Genomic DNA, 24,898 nt, shown 5'->3' on the forward strand with positions numbered 1-24,898 from the left:
CCGGGATTCTCTGGACCTAGAGGGAGAGTTGCCGTGCCTGGTTAAATATTCGTTCACGCCTCAGGCAGGCGGCGGCGCTTCGGGACGGGCGCCCCTGGATTCATGGAGGAAGCGCGACGTTGGTCAAGCGAATCGGGCCCGGCCCCTGCCGGCCGGCTACCTCGCTTAGCGGCATCGAAATGAAGCCCTCTTCAGCCGGCCAATCGCCATCGTTCCACCAAGTCCAGCACTCATGCTTCTTGTAGATACCGACAATGCGCTCGGCTGCGGCGCGGTCGACGGGAAAGCAGCGTAGCTCAGAACCGGGGGCAGGCCCATAGCGAGCGGCGAGAACCGCCGACCACGCTGAACAATAGGTCGGCATCCACATCGGAAAGCCGATCTCACTGCGTAGTCCATCGAGCACTCTGAACAGCTGGACATGATCCTCGTGTCCGTATTCGCCCCACGGGTTGTGTGTGAACACAGTAGTGTCCGGTGTCAGCTCCGAGTGCAGTCTGGAATGAAGGGTGCGAAAGTTCGTCTCGTACCGCAGAGCAGCCCCGCTGCTGCCATCAGAGGAGCTTAGCGCGAGGCCAAATTCGGTTACGAGCGGCTTTGTCCAGTCTGCCAGGTGCCATGATCCGGCCTCTGGAATTCCGAGACATGTCATGTTGCGGTAAGGCAGTTCTGCCAGAGCATCGGCGCGGCGTCGGCCGAGCTCGGGCTTCGCATCGTAGTCCCGAAAGGCGACCACGATCCTATCGACCTTCCACAGAATCGAGCCGAACCACAGCACTTCGTCATCCGGATGCGCGACGATGAGCACCGATCGCTCGAACATCGTCAATCCTCCGCGCTCATGCCTGTCATGGGCATGCGCACGACCTCGTGCATCGGACTGCGGCTGCAGCCGAACCCTGCCTTGAACGCCTCGTCGCCGATGGTGAAATCGAAGATCTGGCCGCCGCCGTCAAACCAGTGCTCCATCACCCGATCGAACATGATCGTGCCGGGCGAGTATTTGCCGTAGCCTACATAGTCGGCGCCAAGCACAAGATAGCAAAAGCGGTTGCGATGGATGATGCCGAACAAAACGGCGACGGTTTCTCCACCAGCAGATAGGCGATAGGTCCGGGAGAATCCGGATGCAGCGCCGCGCGTGGCGACGTCGACATAGAACTCGAAGAATCGCTCTTGCTGGAGAGGATCGTCCGCAAATCGGCCCTCCCTGAAACACCTTGCCGCCGCAAACACGTCGCGAATGCCAGTGCGATCAATGACCTCGAGGCGGAGAGGGCCTATTGCAGTCGCGAGCCTCCGGATCTTGCGCCGGACATCGGCGCGTCGACGTGGGCTTCGGGTTCGCTCGTACCAATCGGCAAAGGATCGGTCGCATTTCACCTCATGTGCACCGAAGCCAAGCCGCACCGGCGGTTCTCCGATCAATGCCTCCCAGGCGGTTAACCCATGAGGAGGCACGGGCGCGATCCGGATCGCATCATGTGATCCGGCAGCCTGAAGGAAAGCGCGCGCCAATTCGATCTTTCCACGCCCTGTCGCCAGCAGCGTTGGGCAGACGATGGGCAAGGCGTAGTCGGTGACACCGAGTGAGGCGTACTCGACGACCGTCGACCCGCCGGTCTTTCGCTTCAGCAGCGGAACGACGAATGCCAAGCGTCCCGTTTCAGCCCATCGCCCGATGACAACAACCGGCTCGACGCACCGGGCCTGTACCAAGCTGATATAGAACGCCGTGAGCCAGTCCGGATGTTGAAATGCCGAGCAATTTGCACGCTGGAACAGGGTCCGATATTCAGCCGAACCGAAATTGAAGCTAGGCGATGCGGCAACGACCAGGCCCTTCTCCAGTCCAGAGCACTCCGCGACGTCGTCGATGGCAGTCACGGACGCCAAACTGGTTCGGGGCGCGGCTTCCACCATGCCTGGTACCGCTGCAGCATGGGATCCTTGATCTTGACCGTGCCGTCCGCACTCAGGTCCGTCTTGAGCAGCGCCTTTTCCACCAGGTCTTCGCTGTATTTCTGGATGGCGGCGCGGCGCGGATGAATCGTGCGGAAGAGCGCCTCGTGATCGCCATGATAGGGGTTGGTGTTGATCTCGTAGATCTGCGGCTTTCCATTCACGATGGCGAAGTCGGCGCGGCCATAATCGATTCCTGCGAGTTCGAAAGCGCGACTGAGCACGTCCGCATACAGGTTTTTCGATATGAACTCCTGTTCTTTGGCGATGAAGTGATCAAACAGTGGATGGCTTTCCAGGCGCTTCATGTCCTTTACATCCTTCGCCACCCACTTGAAGTCCATGACGTTCGTATGGGCGATCGTCTCGCCGCCAATATGGTAGGTCTGGAGGCGTTGCCAGACGCCGGGACTGACCTCCTCGCCCGCATATTCGATGACGAGCTTCCCGACCAGCGGATACCCCGATCTCTGGAGCGCAGCGAGCTCGGCCTGCAGCGTGGCCTGATCAGGGATCAGTGGAGGATCGCCCAGCCAGTGGTCATATTCATTGCGAATGAAGACGGGGAATGAATCCGGCTTCGGAGAGCTCTCGGCACGCCAAGCGGAAAAGTCGTTGATGCCTGCCGCCTTCAACGTCCGCAGCAGGTCGAAGCGGCGAAGAACGCGCGCCGGATGATTGAGAATGCGCGCGCCGCCGCGCTCGAGATGGAAGGCGACGCGTGCCGCTAACGTGAGCTCGAAGGGCGACAAGCGTTCGTGGTCGGTGAATATCCAGGTGCCTGACGGCAATTTCTTGCGGCGGAATACATCGTCATAGTACCAGTCGCGGCAGCGACTACGGCCGAGCCTGGGGATCAGGAAGCGAAGCGTTGTGCCGTGAGGGCGGGTGGTGACGAAATGGATCATCAGTTCCCGGCGCCCATCTCGGATGGACGCAGCGATCCGCGTGGCTCTATGCCGCGATAGAGCCGCAAGAACTGCTGCTGGGCCAGGTGGACGGAGAATGCCTGGACTCTCTGCCGGCCACGGCTGACGAGATCCCGGCGCAGGTCACGATCATTGAGCACCTGGAAGACCTTGGTCAGGAACTCTTCGGTGTCCCTGGGGCTCACAAGCGAGATCGCATTGGGTTCGCCCGCGACATCGACGATGCCTCCTACGCCATAAGCGACTGCGGCAACTTCCAGCGCCATGGCCTCCAGCAGGATGCTGCCGAATGCCTCCCGCCGCGACGGGAGCATGATGACGTCGGCAACTCGCAGGGCCGCCTTGACCTCCTGCTGCGGAATGAAACCGGTCACGCACCAATGAAGATCATCGCCGCAGGCACTTCGCAGGCTTTTCTCCAGCTGCTTGCGGCGTGGACCATCGCCGCAGATCAGCACGAACTTGCCCGCACTGGTAAGCCGCTGAGCCAGCAGAGGCAGATCGCGCCAGCCCTTCTCCTCGCTGATTCGCCCGATATAGGCCACGACCGGCATTCCTTCGGGAATTGCGTACCGCGTCCGGAAGGCTTGCATCGCCTGCGCATCAATCCCTTCGGCAAAGGCCTGAGCGTCGATGGCGTCCGGAATGATCCAGACGCGGTCGCCGTGGCCGGGCAAAAGCCTGCGGACTGTCTCCGACTGGCGACGCGTCAGCGCGATGACGCGATCGGCTGCGCGCAAGGCGCAGCGCTCCAGCCATCGAGCAATGCGGTTACCCCGGTCGCTGCCCTCGCCGTCGCTCAGCAGAGATACGTTCAGGGAGACGACCACTGGCATGTCGGCGAGCTTGATGAGCACCGCCAGCAACCTGCACCAGATCGAATGGTCGAAATGGAGGTGCACGATGTCGAATTTCCTCAGATTGAGGAGCAAATAGGGAATTAGTGCAAGGAACCAGGATGCCGTCAGGAAATGGCCGGCCAGGAACGCCGGTAGCGAGGGCCCGGGGCACTTCACGGTCGTGGCGCTGAGGAGACGATATTCCCGCGGAGAGCCGGGTATGTAGGTGGTCACGATGGTTTGGGAAATGCCAGCTGAGTCAAGACTCCTGACTAATTGCCAGACCTGGTTCTGCATGCCCCCGACGGGGTCATAGGCCACTGGCCAGATACCCTCGCGGAAAAAATGCGGGGCAATCCGCAGCACCTCAATCCGCTGGCCACCCAATGAGTCCCCCGAGGTGTATGTTGAAAGTCGGAAGATGGGTGTAGAACCTGCCACATCTCCTTCTCGGCTGCAATCGCCGATGCAACTAACCGTCGTAACTGGACAACGGCTCGTCCGGAGCTGCGTATCGGTGGCAAAAAAAGCTCAGTCTTTCGGGAACGAATCGCCCTCAGTAGGGTTGAGGTCCCGGAGAAGTCTGCTCAAGGCTTGCTTGGGGATGCGGGGATCAGCCAAAAGATGTGGGATAAACGAGCTGTCGTCGCGACGGCCCGGCCGTGTTTCGCGGTGCGGAGCCAGTCGAACGGGCGCGCGCGCCGTCTCCGTCGATCTCACTCCCGTTACAAGATCTCGTCGGTTGCAGCCCCTTTAGGATTCGGGAGCCGTCAATGCGTGGTGCCAAACGCTCTTCTCAGGTCGAACCAAGCGGCTTGCTCGAGCCAAGCCCAGCGCCGGCTGGAGCACCACCCGGCGTGGATCTTGAAGACCCGACGGGGGCGATGCGTAGCCTGCTGCATGCCTTGCAGGCAATGCGCGTGGGCGATTTCTCCGTCCGTCTGCCGCGCGATCAGGTCGGTCTGGCCGGCAAGATCGCGGATACCTTCAACGACATCGTCGCCGCGAACGAGCGCATGGCCCAGCAGCTGGAGCAGGTGGGCGAAGTGGTCGGCCGGCAAGGCAAGACTCGCAAGCGCGTCCGGCTTGGCGTGCCCAGCGGCTCCTGGGCGGAGATGGAGAGTTCCATCAACACGCTCATTGACGATCTGCTGTGGCCGACCACTGAGCTGACGCGCGCCGTCTCCGCCGTGGCTCAAGGCGACCTGTTGCAGACCGTGCAACTCGAAGTGGACGGCAGGCCGCTCAAGGGCGAGTTCCTGCGTTCCGCCACCATCGTCAACACGATGATCAAGCAGCTCAGCGTCTTCACCTCGGAAGTGACGCGCGTGGCGCGCGAAGTCGGCACCGACGGCAAGCTGGGCGGGCAAGCCCAGGTCTCAGAGGTGACTGGCGTGTGGAAGGACTTGACCGAGAGCGTCAACTCCATGGCGAACAACCTGACGGCGCAGGTCCGCAACATCTCGGAAGTCACCATCGCCGTCGCGATGGGCGACCTCTCGAAGAAGATCACCGTCGACGTGCGCGGCGAGATCCTGCAGCTCAAGGAAGCCATAAACACGATGGTGGATCAGCTGCGTTCCTTTGCATCGGAAGTGACGCGCGTGGCGCGCGAGGTCGGCACCGAGGGCAAGCTGGGCGGCCAAGCGCTGGTGCCGGGTGTCGCCGGCACCTGGAAGGATCTGACGGATTCGGTCAACGCCATGTGCGGCAATCTCACCGATCAGGTGCGCAACATCGCGCAGGTGACGACGGCCGTTGCACGTGGTGACCTCTCGCGCAAGATCACTGTCGACGTGCGCGGCGAGATCCTGGAGCTGAAGGACACCATTAACACGATGGTGGACCAGCTCAACGCCTTCGCGTCGGAAGTGACGCGCGTCGCGCGCGAGGTCGGCACCGAAGGGCGCCTGGGCGGCCAGGCGCAGGTGCCTGGCGTCGCCGGCACATGGAAGGATCTGACGGACAACGTCAACTCAATGGCGAGCAATCTGACGGCGCAGGTGCGCAACATCGCGGAGGTGGCGACCGCCATCGCAGGCGGCGACTTGTCGAAGAAGATCACGGTCAATGTCAGCGGCGAGATCCTGCAGTTGAAGGAAACCATCAACACGATGGTGGATCAGTTGAATGCCTTCGCGGGCGAGGTGACGCGTGTGGCGCGCGAAGTGGGCACAGACGGGCGTCTTGGCGGACAGGCCAACGTCCTGGGCGTCGCCGGTACCTGGAAGGACCTGACCGAGAGCGTCAACTCGATGGCCAGCAACCTGACGGCCCAGGTGCGCAATATTGCGGAGGTCTCGACCGCCATCGCGAACGGCGATCTGTCCAAGAAGATCACCGTCAATGTCAGCGGTGAAATCCTGGAGCTGAAGAATACCATCAACACCATGGTGGATCAGCTCAACGCCTTTGCCGGCGAGGTGACGCGCGTCGCGCGCGAGGTCGGCACGGAGGGCAAACTTGGTGGCCAGGCGGAGGTGAAGGGCGTCGCCGGCACCTGGAAGCACCTGACCGACAGCGTCAATTCCATGGCCAGCAACCTGACTGGTCAGGTGCGCAACATCGCCGAAGTGGCGACCGCGGTGGCGCAGGGTAACCTGTCCAAGAAGGTCACCGTCAACGTCAGCGGCGAGATCTTGCAGCTGAAGGAGACCATCAACACGATGGTCGACCAGTTGAACGCCTTCGCCGGCGAGGTGACGCGCGTGGCACGCGAAGTCGGCACCGAAGGGCGCCTGGGCGGCCAAGCGCAGGTGCCGGGCGTTGCCGGCACCTGGAAGGACCTGACCGACAGCGTGAACTCGATGGCCGGCAACCTGACCGGCCAAGTGCGCAACATCGCCGAAGTCGCGACCGCCATCGCCAACGGCGACCTGTCACGCAAGATCACCGTCGACGTGAAGGGCGAAATCCTCCAACTCAAGGAAACGCTGAACACGATGGTGGATCAGCTCAACTCCTTCGCCTCGGAGGTGACACGCGTGGCGCGCGAGGTCGGCACCGAAGGGCGCCTGGGCGGCCAGGCACAGGTGCCGGGCGTGGCCGGAACCTGGAAGGACCTGACCGACAACGTCAATTCCATGGCCGGCAACCTGACGGCGCAGGTGCGCAACATCGCCGAGGTGACCACGGCCGTGGCGCGCGGCGACCTCTCGCGCAAGATCACCGTCGATGTGAAGGGCGAGATCCTGGAGCTGAAGAACACCATCAACACCATGGTCGACCAGCTCAATGCGTTCGCGTCGGAAGTGACGCGCGTGGCGCGCGAGGTCGGCACCGAAGGCAAGCTGGGCGGCCAGGCCGTGGTGCCGGGCGTCGCGGGAACGTGGAAGGACCTGACCGACAACGTCAACTTCATGGCCAGTAACCTGACCGGCCAGGTGCGCAACATCGCGGAGGTGGCGACCGCCATCGCAAATGGCGATTTGTCGAAGAAGATCACGGTCGATGTTCGCGGCGAGATCCTTCTGCTGAAGGAGACGCTGAACACGATGGTGGAGCAGCTTCGTTCCTTCGCGGCGGAAGTGACGCGCGTGGCGCGCGAAGTCGCAACCGAAGGCCGGCTGGGTGGCCAGGCCGTCGTGCCGGGTGTCGCCGGCACGTGGAAGGACCTGACCGATAACGTCAACCTGCTGGCGGCGAATCTCACGACCCAAGTGCGCAACATCGCGCAGGTGACGACGGCGGTGGCGCGCGGCGACCTGTCGCGCAAGATCACCGTGGATGTGCGTGGCGAGATCCTGGAGCTGAAGGACACCATCAACACCATGGTGGATCAGCTCAACGCCTTCGCCTCGGAAGTGACGCGTGTGGCGCGCGAGGTCGGCACCGAAGGCAAGTTGGGCGGCCAGGCCCAGGTCTCGGGCGTCGCCGGCACGTGGAAAGATCTCACTGACACCGTCAACGTCATGGCCGCCAACCTGACGGAACAGGTGCGCGGCATCGTGAAAGTGGTGACGGCCGTCGCCAACGGCGATCTCAAGCAGAACCTGACGGTGAAGTCGAAGGGCGAGGTCGCGGCCCTGGCGGAGACCATCAACAACATGACTAACACGCTCGCGACCTTCGCGGACCAGGTGACGACCGTGGCGCGCGAGGTCGGCGTGGAAGGGCGCCTTGGCGGCCAGGCGAACGTGCCGGGCGCGGCGGGCACCTGGAAGGATCTGACCGGCAACGTGAACCTGCTGGCGGCCAACCTCACCACCCAGGTGCGCGCGATCGCGGAGGTGGCGACGGCGGTGACTAAGGGCGACCTGACGCGATCGATCCAGGTCGATGCGCGCGGGGAAGTGGCCGAACTCAAGGACAACATCAACACGATGATCGGCAATCTGCGCCTGACGACCGACCGCAACACCGAGCAGGATTGGCTGAAAACAAATCTCGCGCGCTTCACCAACATGCTGCAGGGTCAGCGCGACCTCGGCATCGTCGGCCGGATGCTGCTGTCGGAGCTTGCGCCGCTGGTCAATGCGCAGAACGGCGTCATCTATCTGGTCGATAACGACTTGGAACCAAGCCTGAAGCTGCTCTCTTCCTATGCCGACCATGGCGCGGACGGGCATCCCGAGCGCCTGGCGGTCGGTGAGGGGCTGATCGGGCAATGTGCCGCCGACGGACGGCGCATGCTGATCAGCGATATGCCCGAGAATGTCGTGCCGATCGGCTCCGCTTTGTTCAAGGCGCTGCCGAAGAACGATATCGTGCTGCCGGTCCTGTTCGAAGGGCAGGTGAAGGCGGTGATCGAGCTGGCCTCCGTCAGCGCCTTCACGGACTTGCAGATCTCGTTCCTCGATCAGCTCACCGCCAGCATCGGCATCGTGCTGAACAGCATCGAAGCGACCATGCAGACCGAAGGCCTGCTGAAGCAATCGCAGAAGCTGGCGGCGGAGCTACAGGCGCAGCAGCGCGAGTTGCAGCAGACCAACGAGCAGCTGGAGCAGAAGGCCCAGCAGCTGGCCGAGCGCAATGTGGAGGTGGAGCGCAAGAACCAGGAGATCGACCAGGCCCGCCGTGCGGTGGAGGAAAAGGCGGCGGAGCTGGCCCTGACCTCGAAATACAAGTCCGAGTTCCTGGCGAACATGTCGCATGAGCTGCGCACGCCCCTGAACAGCATCCTCATCCTCGGCCAGCAGCTTTCCGAGAACCCGGAGGGCAACCTCGCGCCCAAGCAGGTCGAGTTTGCGCGCACGATCCACGGTGCGGGTACCGACCTGCTTAATCTCATCACCGATATCCTGGATCTGTCGAAGATCGAATCGGGCACGGTATCGGTGGAAGCGGAGGAAGTGTTCTTCAGCAATCTGGTAGACATGGTGGCGCGGCCGTTCCGGCACGAGGCGGAGAACCGGAAGCTGAACTTCGACACCAGCGTCGACCCGCGTCTCGACCGCAGCATGATCACGGACTCGAAGCGTCTGCAGCAGATCCTGAAGAACCTGCTGTCGAACGCCTTCAAATTCACCGAGCATGGCGGCGTCCGGCTGAGCATCACGGAGGTTGCCGGCGGCTGGACACCGGACCACGCGGCGCTGCGCCACGCGCCCTCGGTGATCGCCTTCGAGGTCTCCGATACCGGAATCGGTATTCTGCCGGAAAAGCAGAAGATCATCTTCGAGGCCTTCCAGCAGGCCGATTCCAGCACCAGCCGCAAGTATGGCGGCACCGGTCTGGGCCTTGCGATCAGCCGCGAGTTGGCCAACCTGCTGGGGGGCGAGATCCACCTGCGCAGCACGCCCGGCCAGGGCAGCACTTTTACGCTCTATTTGCCCTTGAAATATGCGGAGCCAGCAGCCGAGCAGCGTACCGCCCCGGCCAAGATGGGCAACGGCTCCTTGGCGCTCGCGAGTGGGCGCTCGGCCGAACTGCCGGTCGAACAGATGCCTGACGATCGCGCCGAGATCGGACCGGAAGACAAGACGCTGCTGATCGTGGAGGACGACCCGCACTACGCGCGGATCCTCGCCGATCTGGCGCACAATTCAGGGCTGAAGGTGCTGATCGCGCAGTGCGGCGCCGATGCCTTGAGCCTTGCGCGCGAACATCTGCCCAGCGCCGTCTCGCTCGACATCTTCCTGCCTGACATGTTGGGTTGGAGCATCCTCAGTCAACTGAAGCAGGACCCGGCGACCCGTCACATCCCGGTTCAAATCGTCACGCTGGACGAGGACCGGCAGCATGGCCTGGCGCGCGGGGCGTTCGGGTTCGTGACGAAGCCCTCCAGCAAGGAGGGGCTGGCGGAAATCATGTCGCGCATCGAGCGCTTCATCGCGCCCCGGCGCAAGCGCCTGCTGGTGGTCGAGGACAATGCGGCCGAGCGGCTCAGCATCACCGAGCTGCTGGGTCACGAAGACATCGACATCGTCGCGGTGGAAACCGGCGCGGAGGCGCTGGAAAGGCTGCGGTCGGAGCAGATCGATTGCGTGGTTCTCGATCTGCGGCTTCCGGACATGTCCGGCTTCGACGTCCTGGATGAGCTGCGTGAGGAAGCCTGCCTGGCCGACGTTCCGGTCGTGGTCTTTACCGGCCGGGAGCTTACTCCCGAGGAGGACGCGCAACTGCACACCATGGCCCGCAGCGTGGTGGTCAAGGGCGTCGAATCACCGGAGCGGCTGCTGGATGAGACCGCCTTGTTCCTGCATCGCGTCGTGGCCGAGCTGCCGCCCGACAAGCAGCGCATGTTGGAGCGGCTTTACGGCTCCGACGAGGACCTGATCGGCCGGACGGTCCTGTTGGTCGACGACGACGCCCGGAACATCTTTGCGCTGAGCAGCGTGCTCGAGCGGCGCGGCATGAACGTTTTGACGGCAACCACCGGCAAGGAGGCGATTCAGCTTCTCGATTCCACGCCGGAGATCGCGATGGTGCTGATGGACATCATGATGCCGGAGATGGACGGCTATCAGACCATGCAGGCGATCCGCACCAACTCGGCGTACCGCCGCCTTCCGATCGTCGCGCTGACGGCCAAGGCGATGAAAGGCGACCGCGAAAAGTGCCTGGAGGCCGGCGCGTCCGACTATCTCGCCAAGCCGGTCAATACGGAACAGTTGCTGTCCGTCCTGCGCATGTGGCTGCACCGCTGAGGACGACGACTGATGAACGCGAACGAGCCGGTCAACATCCTTCTGGTCGATGATCAGCCGGCCAAGCTGCTGAGCTATGAAGTCATTTTACGCGATTTGGGGGAAAACCTGATCAAGGCGTCGTCCGGTCGTGAGGCGCTGGAACAGATCCTGAAGAAAGACATCGCGGTCGTCCTGATCGACGTGGTGATGCCGGATCTGAACGGGTTCGAGCTTGCCTCGATGATTCGCGATCATCCACGTTTTCACACGCTCTCGATCATCTTTGTTTCGGCTATCTCAGTAACCGAGCTCGACCGGCTCAAGGGTTATCAGCATGGCGCGGTCGACTACATCTCGGTGCCGGTCGTGCCGGACCTCTTGCGCGCCAAGGTCAAGATATTCGCCGAGCTCTATCGCAAGACCCGGCAGCTGGAGCGGCTGAACGCCGAACTCGAGCGCCGCGTGCAGGAGCGAACCGCTGCGCTGGCGGAGGCGAACCTGAAGCTCGAGCAACGGGTCGAAGAGCGGACGCGGGAGCGGGAGGCTGCCCTTGCCCAGGTTCACGAGATGCAGAAGATGGAGAGCCTCGGCCAGCTGACCGGTGGTCTGGCGCACGATTTCAACAACCTGCTGATGGGCATTATCGGCAGCCTCGACTACCTGGCGAAGCAGTCGTTCAGCGATCCCAAGGCCAAGCACTTCCTGACCGCCGCGCGCGAGAGCGCCGAACGCGGCGCTGCTCTCACCAAGCGATTGCTCGCCTTCGCCCGACGCCAGGAGCTGAAACCGGAAGCAGTCGACGTGCGGCGACTGACCGAGGGCATGGCGGAGATGCTGCAGCGGTCGATCGGACCCACGATCCAGATCGAAATGGATTTCGATCAAGGTCTGGCGCTGATTTCGGTCGATCCCAACCAGCTCGAGCTTGCAATTCTCAACCTTGCGCTCAATGCGCGCGATGCCATGCCGGACGGTGGGCGCCTGCGCATTTCGGCGCAGAGCGAAACCGGGGCGACGGGACTGCGGTCGCTTGAGCCCGGCGACTATGTGCGCATGACCGTGACCGACACGGGAACCGGCATGGACGAAGCCATCCTCAAACGATGCAGCGAGCCGTTCTTCACGACCAAGGAGGTCGGGCGCGGCACGGGCCTGGGACTTTCGACCGTGCATGGCCTTGCTGTTCAATCCGGCGGCGGCATGCGCATTTCCAGCCAGCAAGGTGAAGGCACGATGGTCGAGCTGTGGTTTCCCGTTGCGGCCGGGGTGGCACACATCGTAGGGGCCGAAGCCGTGCAGGCGCCGAATAGCACGATGCCGCGCTATCGCGTCCTGGTCGTGGATGACGAGCCGCTGGTCGCGCTGCTGACCGCATCCATGCTCGAAGACCTCGGCCATGAAAGCCAAGTCGTGCCATCCGGTGCATCGGCGCTGCGTGTCCTGCGTTCCGATGGGTCGATTGACGCGGTCATCACCGACTATGCCATGCCGGACATGACCGGCGCCGAGCTGGCGACGCACATCCGTCGTCTGCGACCCGATTTGCCGATTATCCTGGCGACCGGCTATGCGGACTTTCCGAACAGCAATGCGCAGGACCTGCCGCGGCTGTCGAAGCCGTTCGGTTCCCATGAACTCCGCTCTATCCTGACGGCCCTGCAACAGCGGCCGCTGGCGAGCTGACGGCGACGGGGCATTCGGCCCGCTCCCGCCCGCGTGCATCACGAAAGCGCGTGGTTGTGGTAACGTGCAGGGTCCAGACGTGCCTCGGTCATTCTGGGAGGAGGCCAGTCCAGATTGAAGTTGTTCCTCTGCGGCGATGTCATGACGGGGCGGGGAATCGATCAGGTCCTGCCGCACCCTGGTGATCCTCAAATCCGCGAGCCCTATGTGCGATCCGCGCGGCGTTACGTGGAGCTGGCCGAAGCCGCCAACGGCCCCATCCCGGCACCGGTCCCCTTCGGCTACATCTGGGGCGACGCGTTGGCAGAGCTCGATGTTGCGCGGCCAGACGCGCGCATCATCAATCTCGAAACCAGCGTCACCGCAAGCCCCGAGCTCTGGCCAAAGGGCATCAACTACCGCATGCATCCGGCGAACTTGCCGTGCTTTGGGGCCGCCCGTATCGATTGCTGCTGTCTGGCAAACAACCATGTGCTGGATTGCGGGTACACCGGACTGACGGACACCATCGAGGCGCTTCGACACGCCGATATCGCCTTTGCAGGAGCGGGCGAAAACGAGACGCAAGCACGCGCGGCGGCGATACTCGACTGTGCCGGCGGCCGGGTGCTGGTGTTCAGCTTCGGCTGCGTGACCAGCGGCATTCCTCCCATGTGGGCAGCGGCGCCGAGCCGTGCGGGCGTGAATCTCTTGCCCGATCGGTCTGCCGACACGGCCGCGCAGGTTGGTGCCGCGGTTCTAGGACAGAAACAGCCGGGTGACGTTGCAGTGGTTTCGATCCACTGGGGTGCCAACTGGGGGTATCAGATTGCGGAGGAGGAGCGAGCCTTCGCTCGCCGGCTCGTCGAGGCCGGTGGCGTCGACATCGTTCACGGTCACTCATCGCATCATCCGAAGGCGATCGAGGTCCATAGAGGCAAGCTGATCCTGTATGGCTGCGGGGATTTCATCGATGACTATGAAGGGATATCTGGCTACGAGGAGTTTCGTGACGATCTGGTCCTCATGTATCTGGCAGAGATCGATGGGGGCACCGGCAAGCTGGTTCGGCTCGAGCTTTGTCCCTTTCAGATCAAGAAATTTCGCCTGAATCACCCATCGAGGCCGGACGTTGCTTGGCTGGCGCATCTTCTCAATCGGGAAGGAAAGCGGTTCGGTACACATGTTGATGTGATGCCGACCGGGGCGATGGCACTGTCATGGCGATAAAACATAGCCGCCGCCCCTGACGTAGACCGAACGTCAGTTCCCCATTGCCAGGGCGGGATCGATCTTCAGAACCAGGCAGTCGGTGCGCTTTGCCTGGAGGTTGCGGCAGGCGATCTGGGCATCGCTCTTGCTGAGGCCGGCGACCCGGGCGCGATAGAGCTTGCTGCCGTTGTTCATCTTCTGAGTGTCGATGATGATGCGCGCGTCGGCCAGCAACTCGGCTTCCGACTTGGTTGCGGTCTGCGCAGCCTGCTGCGCTGCGTTGTACTTGGAATAGGCACCGACCTGGATGCCGTAATCGCCGGCGGGCTTCCAGACCATGGTGGTGGCTTGGGAGTCGGGCGCCGCAGCGCTGGCGATGGTGACAATGTTGGATCGCGTGCCGGGCTTCAGGAGCGGCATCATCCCCTTGATGCCAGCAAGCCTGACCGCGCTATCGCTCTCGTCGATCGTCCCGCCTGTGTCGGCCTGGGCCGGCTTGATCAGGATGTTGGCGATCACGTCTTCGACCATTGATTCCGCCGTCGTGTCCGCCGGGGCAGGCGCGGCTGCCTTGACATGGCCACCGAGCGGCGGCGCCTTCGCGGCCAGCAGCGTGCCAGTGCCGCGTGCCGTCTTGAAGCCGTCGGTCAGAAGGTCGGCAACCTGTCGGTCGCGCATCGAGGGGCTGCTGCCGCCCAGCACGACCACGACGAGCCGACGGCCGTCGCGCTCGGCCGAGCTGGCGAGGTTGAAGCCGGATGCGCGGATATAGCCGGTCTTGATGCCATCGTAGCCTTTGAAGCTCTTCAGCAGCTTGTTGTGGCCGGCATAAGTGACGCCGCGATACTTGAAGCTGGTCCGCTTGAAGTAGCCGTAATATTGCGGGAAGTCGCGGATGAGGGCGACCGAAAGGGTCGCCATGTCACGCGCTGTCGTCCGCTGATTCGAATCCGGCAGGCCGTTGGCGTTGCGGAAAGTGGTCCGTGACATGCCCAACGACTTGGCCCTGTTCGTCATCAGCTTGGCGAAGCCGGACTCCGTGCCACCCAGATGCTCGGCGACCGCGGTCGCAACATCGTTTGCCGAGCGCACGACCAATGCGAGGACCGCGGTCTCGACCGAGATGCGATCGCCGCCGCGCACATTCAGATTGGTGGCCGCTTGGCTGGCCGCGTATTTCGAGAAGGTGATGGTGTCAGTCAGCTTGACGCGACCGTCCTGCATCGCCTCGAACAGCAGGTACAGCGTCATCATCTTGGTCAGAGAGGCGGGGTAGGTCGATGTATCCGCGTTGGAAGCCTGCAAGATCTGGCCAGTGGCGACGTCGACCACGATGTTGGCCTGCACCGGGCGGGCTTCAGCAGACGTTGTCCGCCCCAAAATCACCAGCACCACCAGCGCGAGGGCAAACGCAACCGTGATCCGGAACTGGGACAAACTGCCGCGTCTTGTCCTGACCGCGATTTGGGACGTCATCAACACTTCCCCTCATGCCGACAAACGCGGCGCAATTTGTTAACAGATGATACGAATCCGACTGAATCTTGTCTATACCAAGATCTTGGTTTATGGCCCCTTAACGCAAAAATGAGTCAAACATTTCGGGGACGTGGGCGACATGCTGAGAGCGGCACTCAAAGTAACCTTAATGGTGTATGTCCTCAGTGGGTGCGCCTATCACGGTCAGCCCAGGACGGATATCGATAACCCGGCCGTTCGTAAGGTTGCCTGGTTCAGTTATCTCGATGGCAACGATATCCGTGAGCGCTGCACAGAGGGCGCGGCCGATCGCTATCGACTGGTTTACAACAGCCAATATGAGAAGCAGATTCGGTCATACGAAATCACCCAGGCCAGTCCCACTCCCGGTGGTGCCTATTTCGTTGCGCGGGCGATGGGTCCGACCAATCTTGCCCAAGTGGAACTCAGTGACCTGCTGGCGCCGTGGCGCTGGCAGAGGTCCGAGACGCAACTGAGCGATGCGGAGTTCGATCAGTTCCGCGACCTCTTGCTGCAAAGTGGATGGGGCCAGGGCGCACCACAGGGCAAGATTCTCCATTCGCGCGATTTCTACTGGGTGGCGTCCGGTTGCCGGAATGGTCAGTTCCATTTCGACGCTTGGGTCCATGCCCAAGGCGATTTCCCGCAAATCAAGTTCCAGGAGTTTCTGCTGGCGCGGGACAGGACCGGCCTGGCCTTCCGAAACCCTGTTCCGGTGCTGCCGCGCGATCGGGTGGAGCATGGCCGGGCACGCGATCGCTCCGCGACGATTTTCGTCTTGACCGTGTCGGGCGAGGGGATCGGTGGGCTGCTCAATGCCTTCTGAGCGCCCATTTGATCCAATGGTCCATTGCCATCAGTGGCGGATTCACCCACCTTTATCGTGGTTGATCGCTGGCCCACGTGCTCTATCTTTTAACTTGGCATTGACTTCCAATATTATAGAGCAATGTGGAGAAGCGACACCGATAGGGCCCAGGGCGTAATGGCGGGTGTAACGGTACCGCGCGCGAGCGGACCAGACCGGAATGACGGCGACGCGACCGGCGGCACGGGAACCGGCACCGGCACGGTCGTCAAGACACGCCCAAAGACCAAGAAGCCCTCGATGTATCGGGTGCTGCTATTGAACGACGACTACACGCCGATGGAGTTCGTCGTCCACGTCCTGGAGCGGTTCTTCAACAAGAGCCGGGAAGCAGCCACCGAGATCATGCTCCACGTGCACCATCGCGGCGTGGGGGTGTGCGGCGTCTATACCTATGAAGTGGCGGAGACCAAGGTCACGCAGACCATAGACTTCGCGCGCCGACATCAGCATCCGTTGCAATGCACGATGGAGAAGGAATGAGGCGTTCCGACGATCCCCGGGCGCCGGTTTGAGTGAAGGAGAGGGTAGAATGTTGTCGCCGAACCTAGAACAAACCCTGCGCCGGGCCCTGGCCTACGCGAATGAGCGGCGGCACGACTACGCGACCCTCGAGCATCTCCTGCTGGCTCTGGTGGATGACCAGGACGCGATCGCGGTCATGCGGGCCTGCAATGTCGACGTCGAGCGGCTACGCCGCGATTTGATCGACTATGTCGACAACCAGCTCGGCAACATCGTTGGCACCCACCATAACGAGGCGAAGCCGACGTCCGGCTTCCAGCGGGTGCTGCAGCGTGCCGCCATCCACGTGCAGTCGTCCGGACGCGAGGAAGTGACGGGCGCCAATATCCTGGTCGCCTTGTTCTCCGAGCGCGAGAGCCATGCCGTCTTCTTCCTGCAGGAGCAGGAGATGTCGCGGCTCGACGCCGTCAATTACATCAGCCACGGCATCGCCAAGGCGCCCGGCCGCTCCGAAACGCGGCGCGTGCGCGGCGCCGATCCGGAGGCCGAGGGCAATGGCGGTGTGAAGACCGGCAGCGACGCACTCGAGGCCTATTGCGTCAACCTCAATCAGAAAGCCAAGGACGGCCGCATCGACCCGCTGATCGGGCGCGAGGCGGAGGTCAACCGCACCATCCAGGTCCTCTGCCGCCGGACCAAGAACAATCCGCTCTATGTAGGCGATCCGGGAGTCGGCAAGACCGCCATTGCCGAAGGGCTGGCACGCCGGATCGTCAACGAGGACGTGCCGGACGTTCTGAAAAATGCCGCGATCTTTGCCCTCGATATGGGCGCGCTGCTGGCCGGCACCCGCTATCGCGGCGATTTCGAGGAACGGCTGAAGGCGGTGGTGAAGGAACTGGAGGCGACGGAAGGCGCCATCCTCTTCATCGACGAGATCCACACCGTGATCGGCGCCGGCGCGACCTCCGGCGGCTCGATGGATGCCTCCAACCTGCTGAAGCCGGCTCTCCAGTCCGGTCTGCTGCGCTGCATCGGTTCGACCACCTATAAGGAATACCGGCAGTATTTCGAGAAGGACCGGGCGCTGGTCCGCCGCTTCCAGAAGATCGACGTCAACGAGCCGTCGGTCGAGGATGCCGTGAAGATCCTGCGCGGCCTGAAGCCTTATTACGAGAAGCACCACTCGGTGCGCTACACGCAAGAGGCAATCCGCGCCTCGGTGGAGCTGGCGGCGCGCTACATCAATGACCGCAAGCTGCCGGACAAGGCGATCGATGTGATCGACGAGGTCGGTGCGGCGCAGATGCTCCTGCCCGAATCCAAGCGCAAGAAGACCATCACCGTGCGGGACGTGGAGGCGACTGTCGCCACCATCGCCAGAATTCCTCCGAAGTCGGTCAGCAAGGACGACAAGAACACGCTGAAGAACCTGCTGCGCGACCTGAGGACCATGGTGTTCGGCCAGGACAAGGCGATCGAGACTCTGGTCGCAGCGATCAAGCTCAGCCGCGCGGGCCTGCGGGAGCCCGAAAAGCCGATCGGCTGCTACTTGTTCTCCGGCCCGACTGGGGTCGGCAAGACTGAGGTCGCCCGCCAGCTCGCGATTTGCATGGGGATCGAGCTGACTCGATTCGACATGTCCGAATATATGGAGCGGCACACGGTTTCCCGCCTGATCGGCGCCCCGCCGGGCTATGTCGGGTTCGACCAGGGCGGCTTGTTGACCGATGCAATCGATCAGCATCCGCACTCGGTTCTACTGCTCGATGAGATTGAGAAGGCCCATCCGGATCTGTTCAACATATTGTTACAGGTAATGGATCACGGAAAGCTCACAGACCACAATGGCAAGGTCGTGGACTTCCGAAATGTGATCCTGATCATGACCACCAATGCCGGCGCCTCGGAAATGTCCAAGGCGGCCATTGGCTTCGCTCGCGATCGGCGCGAGGGTGACGATACGGAGGCGATCAACCGGATGTTCACGCCGGAATTCCGCAATCGCCTGGACCAGATCATCGCCTTCAGCAACCTGCCGCCAGAGATTGTGGCCCAGGTCGTGGACAAGTTCGTGATGCAGCTCGAGGCTCAGTTGGCCGACCGGCACGTCACCATCGAGCTGGCCGAGGATGCCCGGAAATGGCTGGCGCAGAAGGGCTTCGATCCGCTCTATGGTGCCCGCCCGCTCGCCAGGGTCATCCAAGAGAACATCAAGAAGCCGCTGGCCGAGGACATCCTGTTCGGCAGGCTCGAAAAGGGCGGAATGGTGCGGATCGGGCTCGATCGCGAGGCGGACAAGCTGACCTTCGACATCGCCGAGGGCAAGTCCGCGCCGCGGGAAGAGACGGTCGAACCAGTCGACGCCTGACCGAACTGGTTGTTGGCGTTAGCTTTATTGCTCTGTCCTAGGCAATCACGACCATGTTAGCCGCAGCCGGGGAACGATCCCTGCGCTGTGGTTTTTCTTTCCCGCCCAGACCACACACTCTGTGATCTAGGTGTGGCAGCAGGTCTGGGCGGGTCATGGCCTTGTCACACCAATGCTTACCGAATTTTAAGAACTCTCGCGAAGAGTATTAACGCGCGAATCAGCAGCGCCGGCTTTGTCCGGATGTCCGGTTGGGAACCCGGATGTCCGTCCAGGACTGGGCCGGTGAGCACCTGGCGGACGGGAAGGGGTGCGCTGGTTCGTATCGATGGGGGCCTGTGAAACCTGGCGGGGTGCATCTGCACGCCGTCACGCCAAACGGAGGCCCTCGCATGCTGCGAACGACCATCCTTTCCGCTGCCATGGCCATAGCCCTGCCCTTGAGCCTGGGCGCCGGCGCCACGGTCGCCTCGGCTGCCCGCGACACGGACGACAAGCTGCCGAGAAATCGAGCGGCGGCCGCCGGTACCGCCGAGCCTGCTATGGCGGCGCCGGAAGAGGTCGCTGACGCGGAGGCGACGCGCCCGAAGCAGGGCGCCATGACCACCAAGGATGTGATCCTCTACAACATCATCTCCGACCAGATCAGCGAGATGCGCCGCAAGTCGGCACTGCCCGCAGTGATGTGCATCGCCGTAAGCACCGAGGACGGCGGTGCCGAAACAATTTCCCGCACCCTGATGACACAGCTCGAGGCGGACAACGCAGAAGTGGAAGACAGCCTCTTTACGCTGAAGCATGCCACCGAGTGCCAAAGCACGGGCAAGCGCGTCGTCGATCGCGAGACCCATGAGCGCGCGATGATGATCGTCGCCGGCCCGATGGAGGCCGACATGAAGGGCTTGATGAGCGGCTGCGGCGACTATGTCGGCGGCTTCGTCCGCGCCACCGATGACAGCGACTTCGACTTCTATACCGTCAATGGCGGCGCCGTCGCCCGCAAGCTTGGCTGCGAGCTGGCGCGGTAGCGGTACGAATAGAGGAGGCGTAGATGGCCGATGTTACTCTCCGAGTATCGACGAACTGGAGCGAGCGGCTGCTCCACCGGTTCGATCTGGTTCTGGACCGGCTTGAGCAGGCATTTGGCAGTGCCCTGGCGGACAAGCATGGCGATTTCCATGAGGCAGCTCACGTCACCCACATTCGCCGGCTGGCAGCGCGCGGCTGCAATGGCCAGGCGCTGATATAGGTATTTTGCTTTTTCCGGCAGATTGGGAACCTCTCCTGCCGCGCCATGGCCGATTGGTTGCGTGACGCCCCGTAACGCGGCACTCTCTCCCTGTTCTTCGAACGGGGTTCCGCGTGTTTCGCAGCTATATACGCCGATGCAATCTCGGCTTCGTCGCCGCATGCATGTTGCTGTCGGCTTGTGCCGACCCATCGGCTCGCATCAAGGCGACGGATTTCGGAGAACTGGACACTGTGAGCTATCTGATCCTATCGGATCAGCTGCAGCGCGTTCGCAACGTCCTGAAACAGCCGTCACTTGTCTGTGTCGGCGTTATTCCAAAGTTCGGTCGTATTTCGCCGGTCTCGGGCGAGGTCATGGCTCGCCTTCAGGCGGAGCCGGTGAGTGCGGAAATCCCTCTGGAGATCGTCTCGACATTCGAGTGCCTTGCACACTACGTACGGGACAAGGGGCCGTTTACCCCCGAGCGATCGGACATATTGGCTTATGCTAAACGTGCGAATGATCCTTGCGGAGAATGGTCGGGAGGGATGTACAACCAAGGCAATCTCGATCGCGCTGTGTTCTACGACCTCGTTGATGAAGATGGAATCGCAAGGCTCGTCGGTGGCCGGGAATGTGCGGGCAGATATTATTACCTACGAAGGTAACGCCTCAGCTCCGCTCGGCATGACGATAGGGTGTGAACTCCTCCAGCGCCGTCTTTTCCTGCGCCATGTAAGCGCGTTCGCGGTCCAGGAAATCGGAAATCGCGGCCCTGAGGCGTGGGTCTGAGATCCAGTGAGAGCTGTATGTATCGGTCGGCAAATAGCCGCGCTGGATCTTGTGCTCGCCCTGGGCGCCAGCCTCGACGCGCGATAGCTTGTGCGCGATCGCGTAGTCGATCGCGCGGTAATAGCACAGCTCGAAATGCAGGAACCGGTAATCCTCCAGGCAACCCCAGTTGCGGCCGTAGAGGGCTTGCGGGCCTTTGAGATTGAGCGCGCCGGCGACCAATTGCCCATCATTCTCCGCCAGCATCAGGACGATGCGATCGCGCAAGCTATCGGCAATGCGGGCGAAAAAATCGCGGTTGAGATAGGGGCGGCCCCATTTGCGGCTGCCGGTATCCATGTAGAAGGCGAAGAAGCCGTCCCAGTGCTTGGCCGTCAACTCAGCGCCCTCATAGGCATGGATGGCGAGGCCGTATTCGGCAACGGCCGCGCGCTCCTTCCGGATCGCCTTGCGCTTGCGCGAATTAAGTGCGCTGAGGAAATCGCCGAACTCAGCGTAGCCCTCGTTGGCCCAGTGATATTGCACGCCGATGCGCGTCAAGAACCCGACCTGCTCCAGCAAATCGCTCTCCTCGCGCGTCGCGAAGGTGACGTGCAGCGACGACATGCCTGAATTCTCGACTGCGGAGATGAGCGCCGAGATCAGGGCGGCACGCGCTTCTTTTGCGCGCGGCCCCGCGCGCACCAGCAGACGCGGTCCCGGCACCGGGGTGAAGGGGGCAGCGACCTGGAGCTTCGGATAGTAGCGTCCGCCGGCCCGCTCATAGGCATCGGCCCAGCCATGATCGAACACATATTCGCCCTGGCTGTGGGATTTCACGTAGAGCGGCGCGGCGGCCAGAAGCGTGCCGCTTCCATCCTCGATCACCAGATGCTGCGGCAGCCAGCCGGCCTTGCGCCCGACCGATCCGGATTGCTCCAGGGCATCCAGAAAGGCGTGGCCGACAAAGGGATTTTCGGGGCAGTCCCCCGCCAGCGCGGATTCGCCAGCGGCGCAGGCATCCCAAGCGGCGGCCGGAATGCGTGCGACGCCATCGACGACGCGCGCGGACAAAGTCGAAGCAGGACGGTTCATACCCGCATTGTGCGGCGCTGGCGCGGCGGGTCAAGCAACCTGATGTTCAGAGCAGGGTCAGGTTCTGCCGATCCGCCATCGGAAAGGAACAACCGAGAATGCGATCGATAGCCTTGCCGTCGCTCGCAAGCGGCAGCAGCAATCGCTCATAGACCCGCCAATGATCCATGAAGGCTCCGGGGTTGGGATTGTAACGCCGAGTCTTGCAGACTGGCGCTTTGGTTCGGAGCACGTCGGCATAGTCGTCCAGGACGTCCGGCTCATAGCCGGAAATGTCCGCCTCGTCGAAGAACTTCCCGGTCAGCTCGCGGCAGGCCGCATCGACCAGAGAGGTGCCCATCAGGCGGAAGCGAAAGCGGTGCGGTCCCTCGACGACATCAACCATCAGCAGATTGCCGAACCACGGACGCAGGTCGTCATCAGAGAAGTTGCTGCGGCTTGGCAGCATGTCGCCTTGCCGCTTGGATGCCCAGAGTTCCACCAGCGTACGCAGCTGTGGATGCGTGATTACCGGCATCGGCATCTGGCTGGGCAGGTACATGGTCCCCCGGTCGCAGCTTCGGTCCCATTCCCCACTAAAATACGCCCACCAAAACCGCCAGCCTCAAGATCAGACGATTTCGAAGGTGGCGTCAACCTCTACTGCAACGCCGAGTGGCAGTTGCGCCACGCCCACGGCAGAGCGCGCATGCTTGCCTGCATCGCCGAGTACCTCGACCATGAAGTCCGAAACGCCATTGGCAACCTTCGGCTGGTCGGTAAAACCGGGCGCCGAATTCACAAAAACGTTCAATTTGACACAACGTTTAACACGATCGAGATCGCCCAGGGCCGCTTGCAGTTGCGCGAGGATGTTGTGACCGCAGATCCGTGCGGCCTTTTGTCCATCCTCGATCTGAAAGTCCTTGCCGAGCTGACCGACATATTTGAGCTCGCCGTTCCAGACCGTGACTTGACCGGACACGAACGCCTGATTGCCGGTGATGACGACCGGCACATAGTTCGCGACCGGTGCAGCGGCTTTCGGCAATTCGATCTTCAGTTCCGCGAGGCGGGCGGCAATTCTTCCGGACATAGGTCAGCTCCCAAACTTGAAATCGCCGCGGAGCATAGCCGCAAGCCGGACCGCAAATCCAGACTGAGCACGACACTCTCAGCCACCGGTGCGCCGTACTTGTCACGAGACATATCGAGATGCGACGCAGAGGAGCGCGTGGTCCGGATCCCGTCACTCCGTCAGCACGGCGCCCTCTGGCGTGACCAGGACATTTACGGGGTCGCCTTCGGCCAGGGCCAGGGCGTGCCAGGCATCGTCGCAACCCTTTGCGAGCCGACTGATTTCCGTATAGCCCTCGGCAAGGATGCGCTGTTCAGCCTCGATCCGAGTTGGGCCCTCGGATCTTTCGTCGATCTGGCAGGCTTGATCCGCGCGCGAGCCGGGCAGTACATCTGGCGCCGCCACCACCTCAAGGCCGGCGGTCGCAATCAGGAAAGCGGGGAGAAGGAGATTAAGACGCAGTTTCATGGTGCACTGATCCCCTGTGGCTTTTCGTTGCCTGATGACACCGCAACAAGAGGCCGGCAAGATGGTGGCAAGGTGGCGCAAATGTGGCTTTGGCGCGTTCCTATAAGGCCTTGAAAAAGGGGTGCTTCCTGCCGTGAGTTCTATTCCCTTCGCGATCAAGGGGCTCGATCACATCGTGCTTCGTGTGCGCGATCTGGACCGCATGCTACGGTTCTATTGCGATATCCTGGGGTGCTCGATGGAACGAGTGCAGGCGGAGATTGGGTTGACGCAGGTTCGGGCCGGCCGCTCTCTGATCGATCTGGTCCCGGTGGACGGCAAGCTGGGTCGGATGGGCGGCGCCGCTCCAGGCAAGGAAGGGCGCAATCTCGATCATTTCTGCATCACGATCGAGGGCTATGATGAAGCCAAGATCCGGGCCTATTTGACCGCGCACGGCGTCCAGGCTGGAGAGGCCGGATCGCGCTACGGGGCGGAGGGCGAGGGGCCCTCGCTGTACGTGACTGATCCCGAAGGCAACGTGGTGGAACTGAAGGGACAACCGTGGCAGCGACAAGCCGGAGAGTGACGAGGAGGGGCCGCAAACCCGCCACGCGATCCAAGCCCCCGTTCGTGCTGGAGGGCATCGATCACATTCTGCTGCTGGTCAAGGGAATGAAGCCGGCCGTGCGGTTCTATACCAGCGTCCTCGGCTGCAAGATCGAGGGAAGGCTGCCACAATACGGCATGCTGCAATTGCGGGCGGGTTCAGCGCTAATCGATCTGGTTGATATCTCAGACGAGCGGGCGGCCTGGGCCGTCCCGCCGGTTGCGGGCGGTCGAAACTTCGATCATCTCTGCCTGGCGCTCGGCGCTCATGATGAAGCGAAGTTGCGCCGTCACTTGGCGCGCCACCGCGTCGACATCATCGAAGAAAGAGCCCATGGAGGTAGCCGCGGCGAGAGCTTATCGTTCTACGTCCGCGACCCATCCGGGAACGTAATCGAACTAAAGGGACCGCCAGCGAGCTAAAGTCCCGGCGTCACGAGCCTTCCTGCACGACACGGCCATCCGGCGTAACCATCACGTTGGTCATGACGCCGTTAAACATCGCTTGCCCGTGCCAATAATTATCGCAGCCCTTGGTGAGACCGCTGATGGAGGTGTAGCCGGCCTGGCTCAGGATGCGTTGAGCGTCATCCGCGGTCGTGCTGTCGATCTTTTCACCGAAATGGCAGCCGGGAACGCCGACCACGGTGGTGTCTGGAGACAAGCTGGTCGGAACCTGATTTGACGTCGAAGTCTGCGCATGAACTGGCGCAGCCGCAATGGCAAACATCGCCAGCGCCAACAAGTTAAGCTTCAACATTGGAAGATCTCCCGGTCACGCCAACAAAGAATGACGCCCAAAGAATTTAG

General features: G+C 62.2%; 21 protein-coding genes. 11 read left to right on the top strand and 10 right to left on the bottom strand.

Annotated features, from left to right (window positions below; all coding sequences use genetic code 11):
• Nucleotides 1-100: 100 nt before the first annotated feature.
• Genes DTX69_RS09080 through DTX69_RS09095 form a run of 4 tightly spaced genes read right to left on the bottom strand, consistent with a single transcriptional unit; the run spans nt 101 to nt 4,027 of the window.
• Nucleotides 101-829 carry a PIG-L family deacetylase gene (locus tag DTX69_RS09080; protein ID WP_162917023.1) on the bottom strand — a complete coding sequence of 243 codons (729 nt, stop codon included), beginning with the start codon at nt 827-829 and terminating at the stop codon, nt 101-103.
• Complete coding sequence (locus tag DTX69_RS09085) at nt 826-1,887, bottom strand: GNAT family N-acetyltransferase (RefSeq protein ID WP_162917024.1); 1,062 nt, start codon at nt 1,885-1,887, stop codon at nt 826-828. The genes DTX69_RS09080 and DTX69_RS09085 overlap by 4 nt, the downstream gene beginning before the upstream one ends.
• Nucleotides 1,884-2,870, bottom strand: a complete 987-nt coding sequence (locus DTX69_RS09090) for a hypothetical protein (RefSeq protein WP_119301222.1) — start codon at nt 2,868-2,870, stop codon at nt 1,884-1,886. Before DTX69_RS09090 ends, DTX69_RS09085 begins: the two co-directional genes overlap by 4 nt.
• Nucleotides 2,870-4,027 (bottom strand): glycosyltransferase family 4 protein, encoded by a 1,158-nt coding sequence (locus DTX69_RS09095; RefSeq protein WP_284735678.1) that lies wholly within the window; start codon nt 4,025-4,027, stop codon nt 2,870-2,872. The genes DTX69_RS09090 and DTX69_RS09095 overlap by 1 nt, the downstream gene beginning before the upstream one ends.
• A 560-nt stretch (nt 4,028-4,587) precedes the next feature.
• On the opposite strand from DTX69_RS09095, the gene DTX69_RS09100 reads away from it, so the two are divergent.
• From DTX69_RS09100 to DTX69_RS09110, 3 genes are all read left to right on the top strand, one after another.
• On the top strand, nt 4,588-10,818 hold the full coding sequence (locus DTX69_RS09100; RefSeq protein WP_284735650.1) for a HAMP domain-containing protein: 6,231 nt from the start codon (nt 4,588-4,590) through the stop codon (nt 10,816-10,818).
• A gap of 12 nt (nt 10,819-10,830) precedes the next feature.
• Entirely contained in the window at nt 10,831-12,483 is a 1,653-nt protein-coding gene (locus DTX69_RS09105; protein ID WP_119301225.1) for a response regulator, read from the top strand.
• A 120-nt stretch (nt 12,484-12,603) separates the two neighbouring features.
• Complete coding sequence (locus DTX69_RS09110; RefSeq protein WP_284735679.1) at nt 12,604-13,692, top strand: CapA family protein; 1,089 nt, start codon at nt 12,604-12,606, stop codon at nt 13,690-13,692.
• A 33-nt stretch (nt 13,693-13,725) separates the two neighbouring features.
• On the opposite strand, the gene DTX69_RS09115 is transcribed toward DTX69_RS09110, so the two are convergent.
• Nucleotides 13,726-15,150 carry a D-alanyl-D-alanine carboxypeptidase family protein gene (locus DTX69_RS09115; protein WP_119301226.1) on the bottom strand — a complete coding sequence of 475 codons (1,425 nt, stop codon included), beginning with the start codon at nt 15,148-15,150 and terminating at the stop codon, nt 13,726-13,728.
• Between the two features lie 133 nt (nt 15,151-15,283).
• Here DTX69_RS09115 and DTX69_RS09120 point away from each other — a divergent pair, with 133 nt between their 5' ends.
• The 6 genes from DTX69_RS09120 to DTX69_RS09145 all read left to right on the top strand — a co-directional run bounded on the left by DTX69_RS09120 (nt 15,284) and on the right by DTX69_RS09145 (nt 20,777).
• Entirely contained in the window at nt 15,284-16,000 is a 717-nt protein-coding gene (locus DTX69_RS09120; protein WP_162917027.1) for a hypothetical protein, read from the top strand.
• Nucleotides 16,001-16,159: 159 nt separating this feature from the next.
• Complete coding sequence (gene clpS, locus DTX69_RS09125) at nt 16,160-16,525, top strand: ATP-dependent Clp protease adapter ClpS (protein ID WP_162917028.1); 366 nt, start codon at nt 16,160-16,162, stop codon at nt 16,523-16,525.
• 49 nt (nt 16,526-16,574) lie between these two features.
• Complete coding sequence (clpA, locus tag DTX69_RS09130) at nt 16,575-18,878, top strand: ATP-dependent Clp protease ATP-binding subunit ClpA (protein ID WP_119301229.1); 2,304 nt, start codon at nt 16,575-16,577, stop codon at nt 18,876-18,878.
• Nucleotides 18,879-19,270: 392 nt separating this feature from the next.
• Nucleotides 19,271-19,906, top strand: a complete 636-nt coding sequence (locus tag DTX69_RS09135; protein WP_119301230.1) for a hypothetical protein — start codon at nt 19,271-19,273, stop codon at nt 19,904-19,906.
• 23 nt (nt 19,907-19,929) lie between these two features.
• The gene (locus tag DTX69_RS09140) at nt 19,930-20,127 is read left to right on the top strand and encodes a hypothetical protein (protein ID WP_119301231.1); all 198 of its coding nucleotides are present in this window, start codon (nt 19,930-19,932) and stop codon (nt 20,125-20,127) included.
• A gap of 113 nt (nt 20,128-20,240) precedes the next feature.
• Entirely contained in the window at nt 20,241-20,777 is a 537-nt protein-coding gene (locus DTX69_RS09145; protein WP_162917029.1) for a hypothetical protein, read from the top strand.
• A 4-nt stretch (nt 20,778-20,781) separates the two neighbouring features.
• Here the strand turns inward: DTX69_RS09145 and DTX69_RS09150 are convergent, their stop codons facing one another.
• From DTX69_RS09150 to DTX69_RS09165, 4 genes are all read right to left on the bottom strand, one after another.
• The gene (locus DTX69_RS09150) at nt 20,782-21,975 is read right to left on the bottom strand and encodes a GNAT family N-acetyltransferase (RefSeq protein ID WP_119301233.1); all 1,194 of its coding nucleotides are present in this window, start codon (nt 21,973-21,975) and stop codon (nt 20,782-20,784) included.
• A 46-nt stretch (nt 21,976-22,021) separates the two neighbouring features.
• A complete protein-coding gene (locus DTX69_RS09155) occupies nt 22,022-22,516 on the bottom strand; it encodes a PAS domain-containing protein (protein WP_119301234.1) in 495 nt (164 codons plus the stop codon).
• Between the two features lie 69 nt (nt 22,517-22,585).
• Complete coding sequence (locus DTX69_RS09160; RefSeq protein ID WP_119301235.1) at nt 22,586-23,050, bottom strand: RidA family protein; 465 nt, start codon at nt 23,048-23,050, stop codon at nt 22,586-22,588.
• 153 nt (nt 23,051-23,203) lie between these two features.
• Nucleotides 23,204-23,500 carry a hypothetical protein gene (locus DTX69_RS09165; protein WP_119301236.1) on the bottom strand — a complete coding sequence of 99 codons (297 nt, stop codon included), beginning with the start codon at nt 23,498-23,500 and terminating at the stop codon, nt 23,204-23,206.
• Nucleotides 23,501-23,633: 133 nt separating this feature from the next.
• On the opposite strand from DTX69_RS09165, the gene DTX69_RS09170 reads away from it, so the two are divergent.
• Together DTX69_RS09170 and DTX69_RS09175 are read left to right on the top strand one after the other, a co-directional pair.
• Complete coding sequence (locus tag DTX69_RS09170) at nt 23,634-24,068, top strand: VOC family protein (RefSeq protein WP_162917030.1); 435 nt, start codon at nt 23,634-23,636, stop codon at nt 24,066-24,068.
• Nucleotides 24,065-24,511, top strand: coding sequence for a VOC family protein (locus tag DTX69_RS09175; protein WP_284735651.1), 447 nt, complete (start codon nt 24,065-24,067; stop codon nt 24,509-24,511). Before DTX69_RS09170 ends, DTX69_RS09175 begins: the two co-directional genes overlap by 4 nt.
• Nucleotides 24,512-24,521: 10 nt before the next feature.
• Here the strand turns inward: DTX69_RS09175 and DTX69_RS09180 are convergent, their stop codons facing one another.
• Complete coding sequence (locus DTX69_RS09180; RefSeq protein WP_119301237.1) at nt 24,522-24,848, bottom strand: hypothetical protein; 327 nt, start codon at nt 24,846-24,848, stop codon at nt 24,522-24,524.
• Nucleotides 24,849-24,898 lie beyond the last annotated feature (50 nt).

It is taken from the genome of Dongia deserti, assembly GCF_003574735.1.
GTDB classification, from domain to species: Bacteria; Pseudomonadota; Alphaproteobacteria; order Dongiales; family Dongiaceae; genus Dongia_A; species Dongia_A deserti.

What these genes read in the sequence shown, in the direction of transcription:
- DTX69_RS09140 (WP_119301231.1), top strand. Translation starts at nt 19,930, where the DNA reads ATGGCCGATGTTACTCTCCGAGTATCGACGAACTGGAGCGAGCGGCTG.
- DTX69_RS09115 (WP_119301226.1), bottom strand. Translation starts at nt 15,150, where the DNA reads ATGACGTCCCAAATCGCGGTCAGGACAAGACGCGGCAGTTTGTCCCAG.
- DTX69_RS09095 (WP_284735678.1), bottom strand. Translation starts at nt 4,027, where the DNA reads ATGCAGAACCAGGTCTGGCAATTAGTCAGGAGTCTTGACTCAGCTGGC.
- DTX69_RS09155 (WP_119301234.1), bottom strand. Translation starts at nt 22,516, where the DNA reads ATGTACCTGCCCAGCCAGATGCCGATGCCGGTAATCACGCATCCACAG.
- DTX69_RS09165 (WP_119301236.1), bottom strand. Translation starts at nt 23,500, where the DNA reads ATGAAACTGCGTCTTAATCTCCTTCTCCCCGCTTTCCTGATTGCGACC.
- clpA (WP_119301229.1), top strand. Translation starts at nt 16,575, where the DNA reads ATGTTGTCGCCGAACCTAGAACAAACCCTGCGCCGGGCCCTGGCCTAC.
- DTX69_RS09090 (WP_119301222.1), bottom strand. Translation starts at nt 2,870, where the DNA reads ATGATCCATTTCGTCACCACCCGCCCTCACGGCACAACGCTTCGCTTC.
- DTX69_RS09180 (WP_119301237.1), bottom strand. Translation starts at nt 24,848, where the DNA reads ATGTTGAAGCTTAACTTGTTGGCGCTGGCGATGTTTGCCATTGCGGCT.
- clpS (WP_162917028.1), top strand. Translation starts at nt 16,160, where the DNA reads ATGGCGGGTGTAACGGTACCGCGCGCGAGCGGACCAGACCGGAATGAC.
- DTX69_RS09135 (WP_119301230.1), top strand. Translation starts at nt 19,271, where the DNA reads ATGCTGCGAACGACCATCCTTTCCGCTGCCATGGCCATAGCCCTGCCC.
- DTX69_RS09150 (WP_119301233.1), bottom strand. Translation starts at nt 21,975, where the DNA reads ATGAACCGTCCTGCTTCGACTTTGTCCGCGCGCGTCGTCGATGGCGTC.
- DTX69_RS09105 (WP_119301225.1), top strand. Translation starts at nt 10,831, where the DNA reads ATGAACGCGAACGAGCCGGTCAACATCCTTCTGGTCGATGATCAGCCG.
- DTX69_RS09160 (WP_119301235.1), bottom strand. Translation starts at nt 23,050, where the DNA reads ATGTCCGGAAGAATTGCCGCCCGCCTCGCGGAACTGAAGATCGAATTG.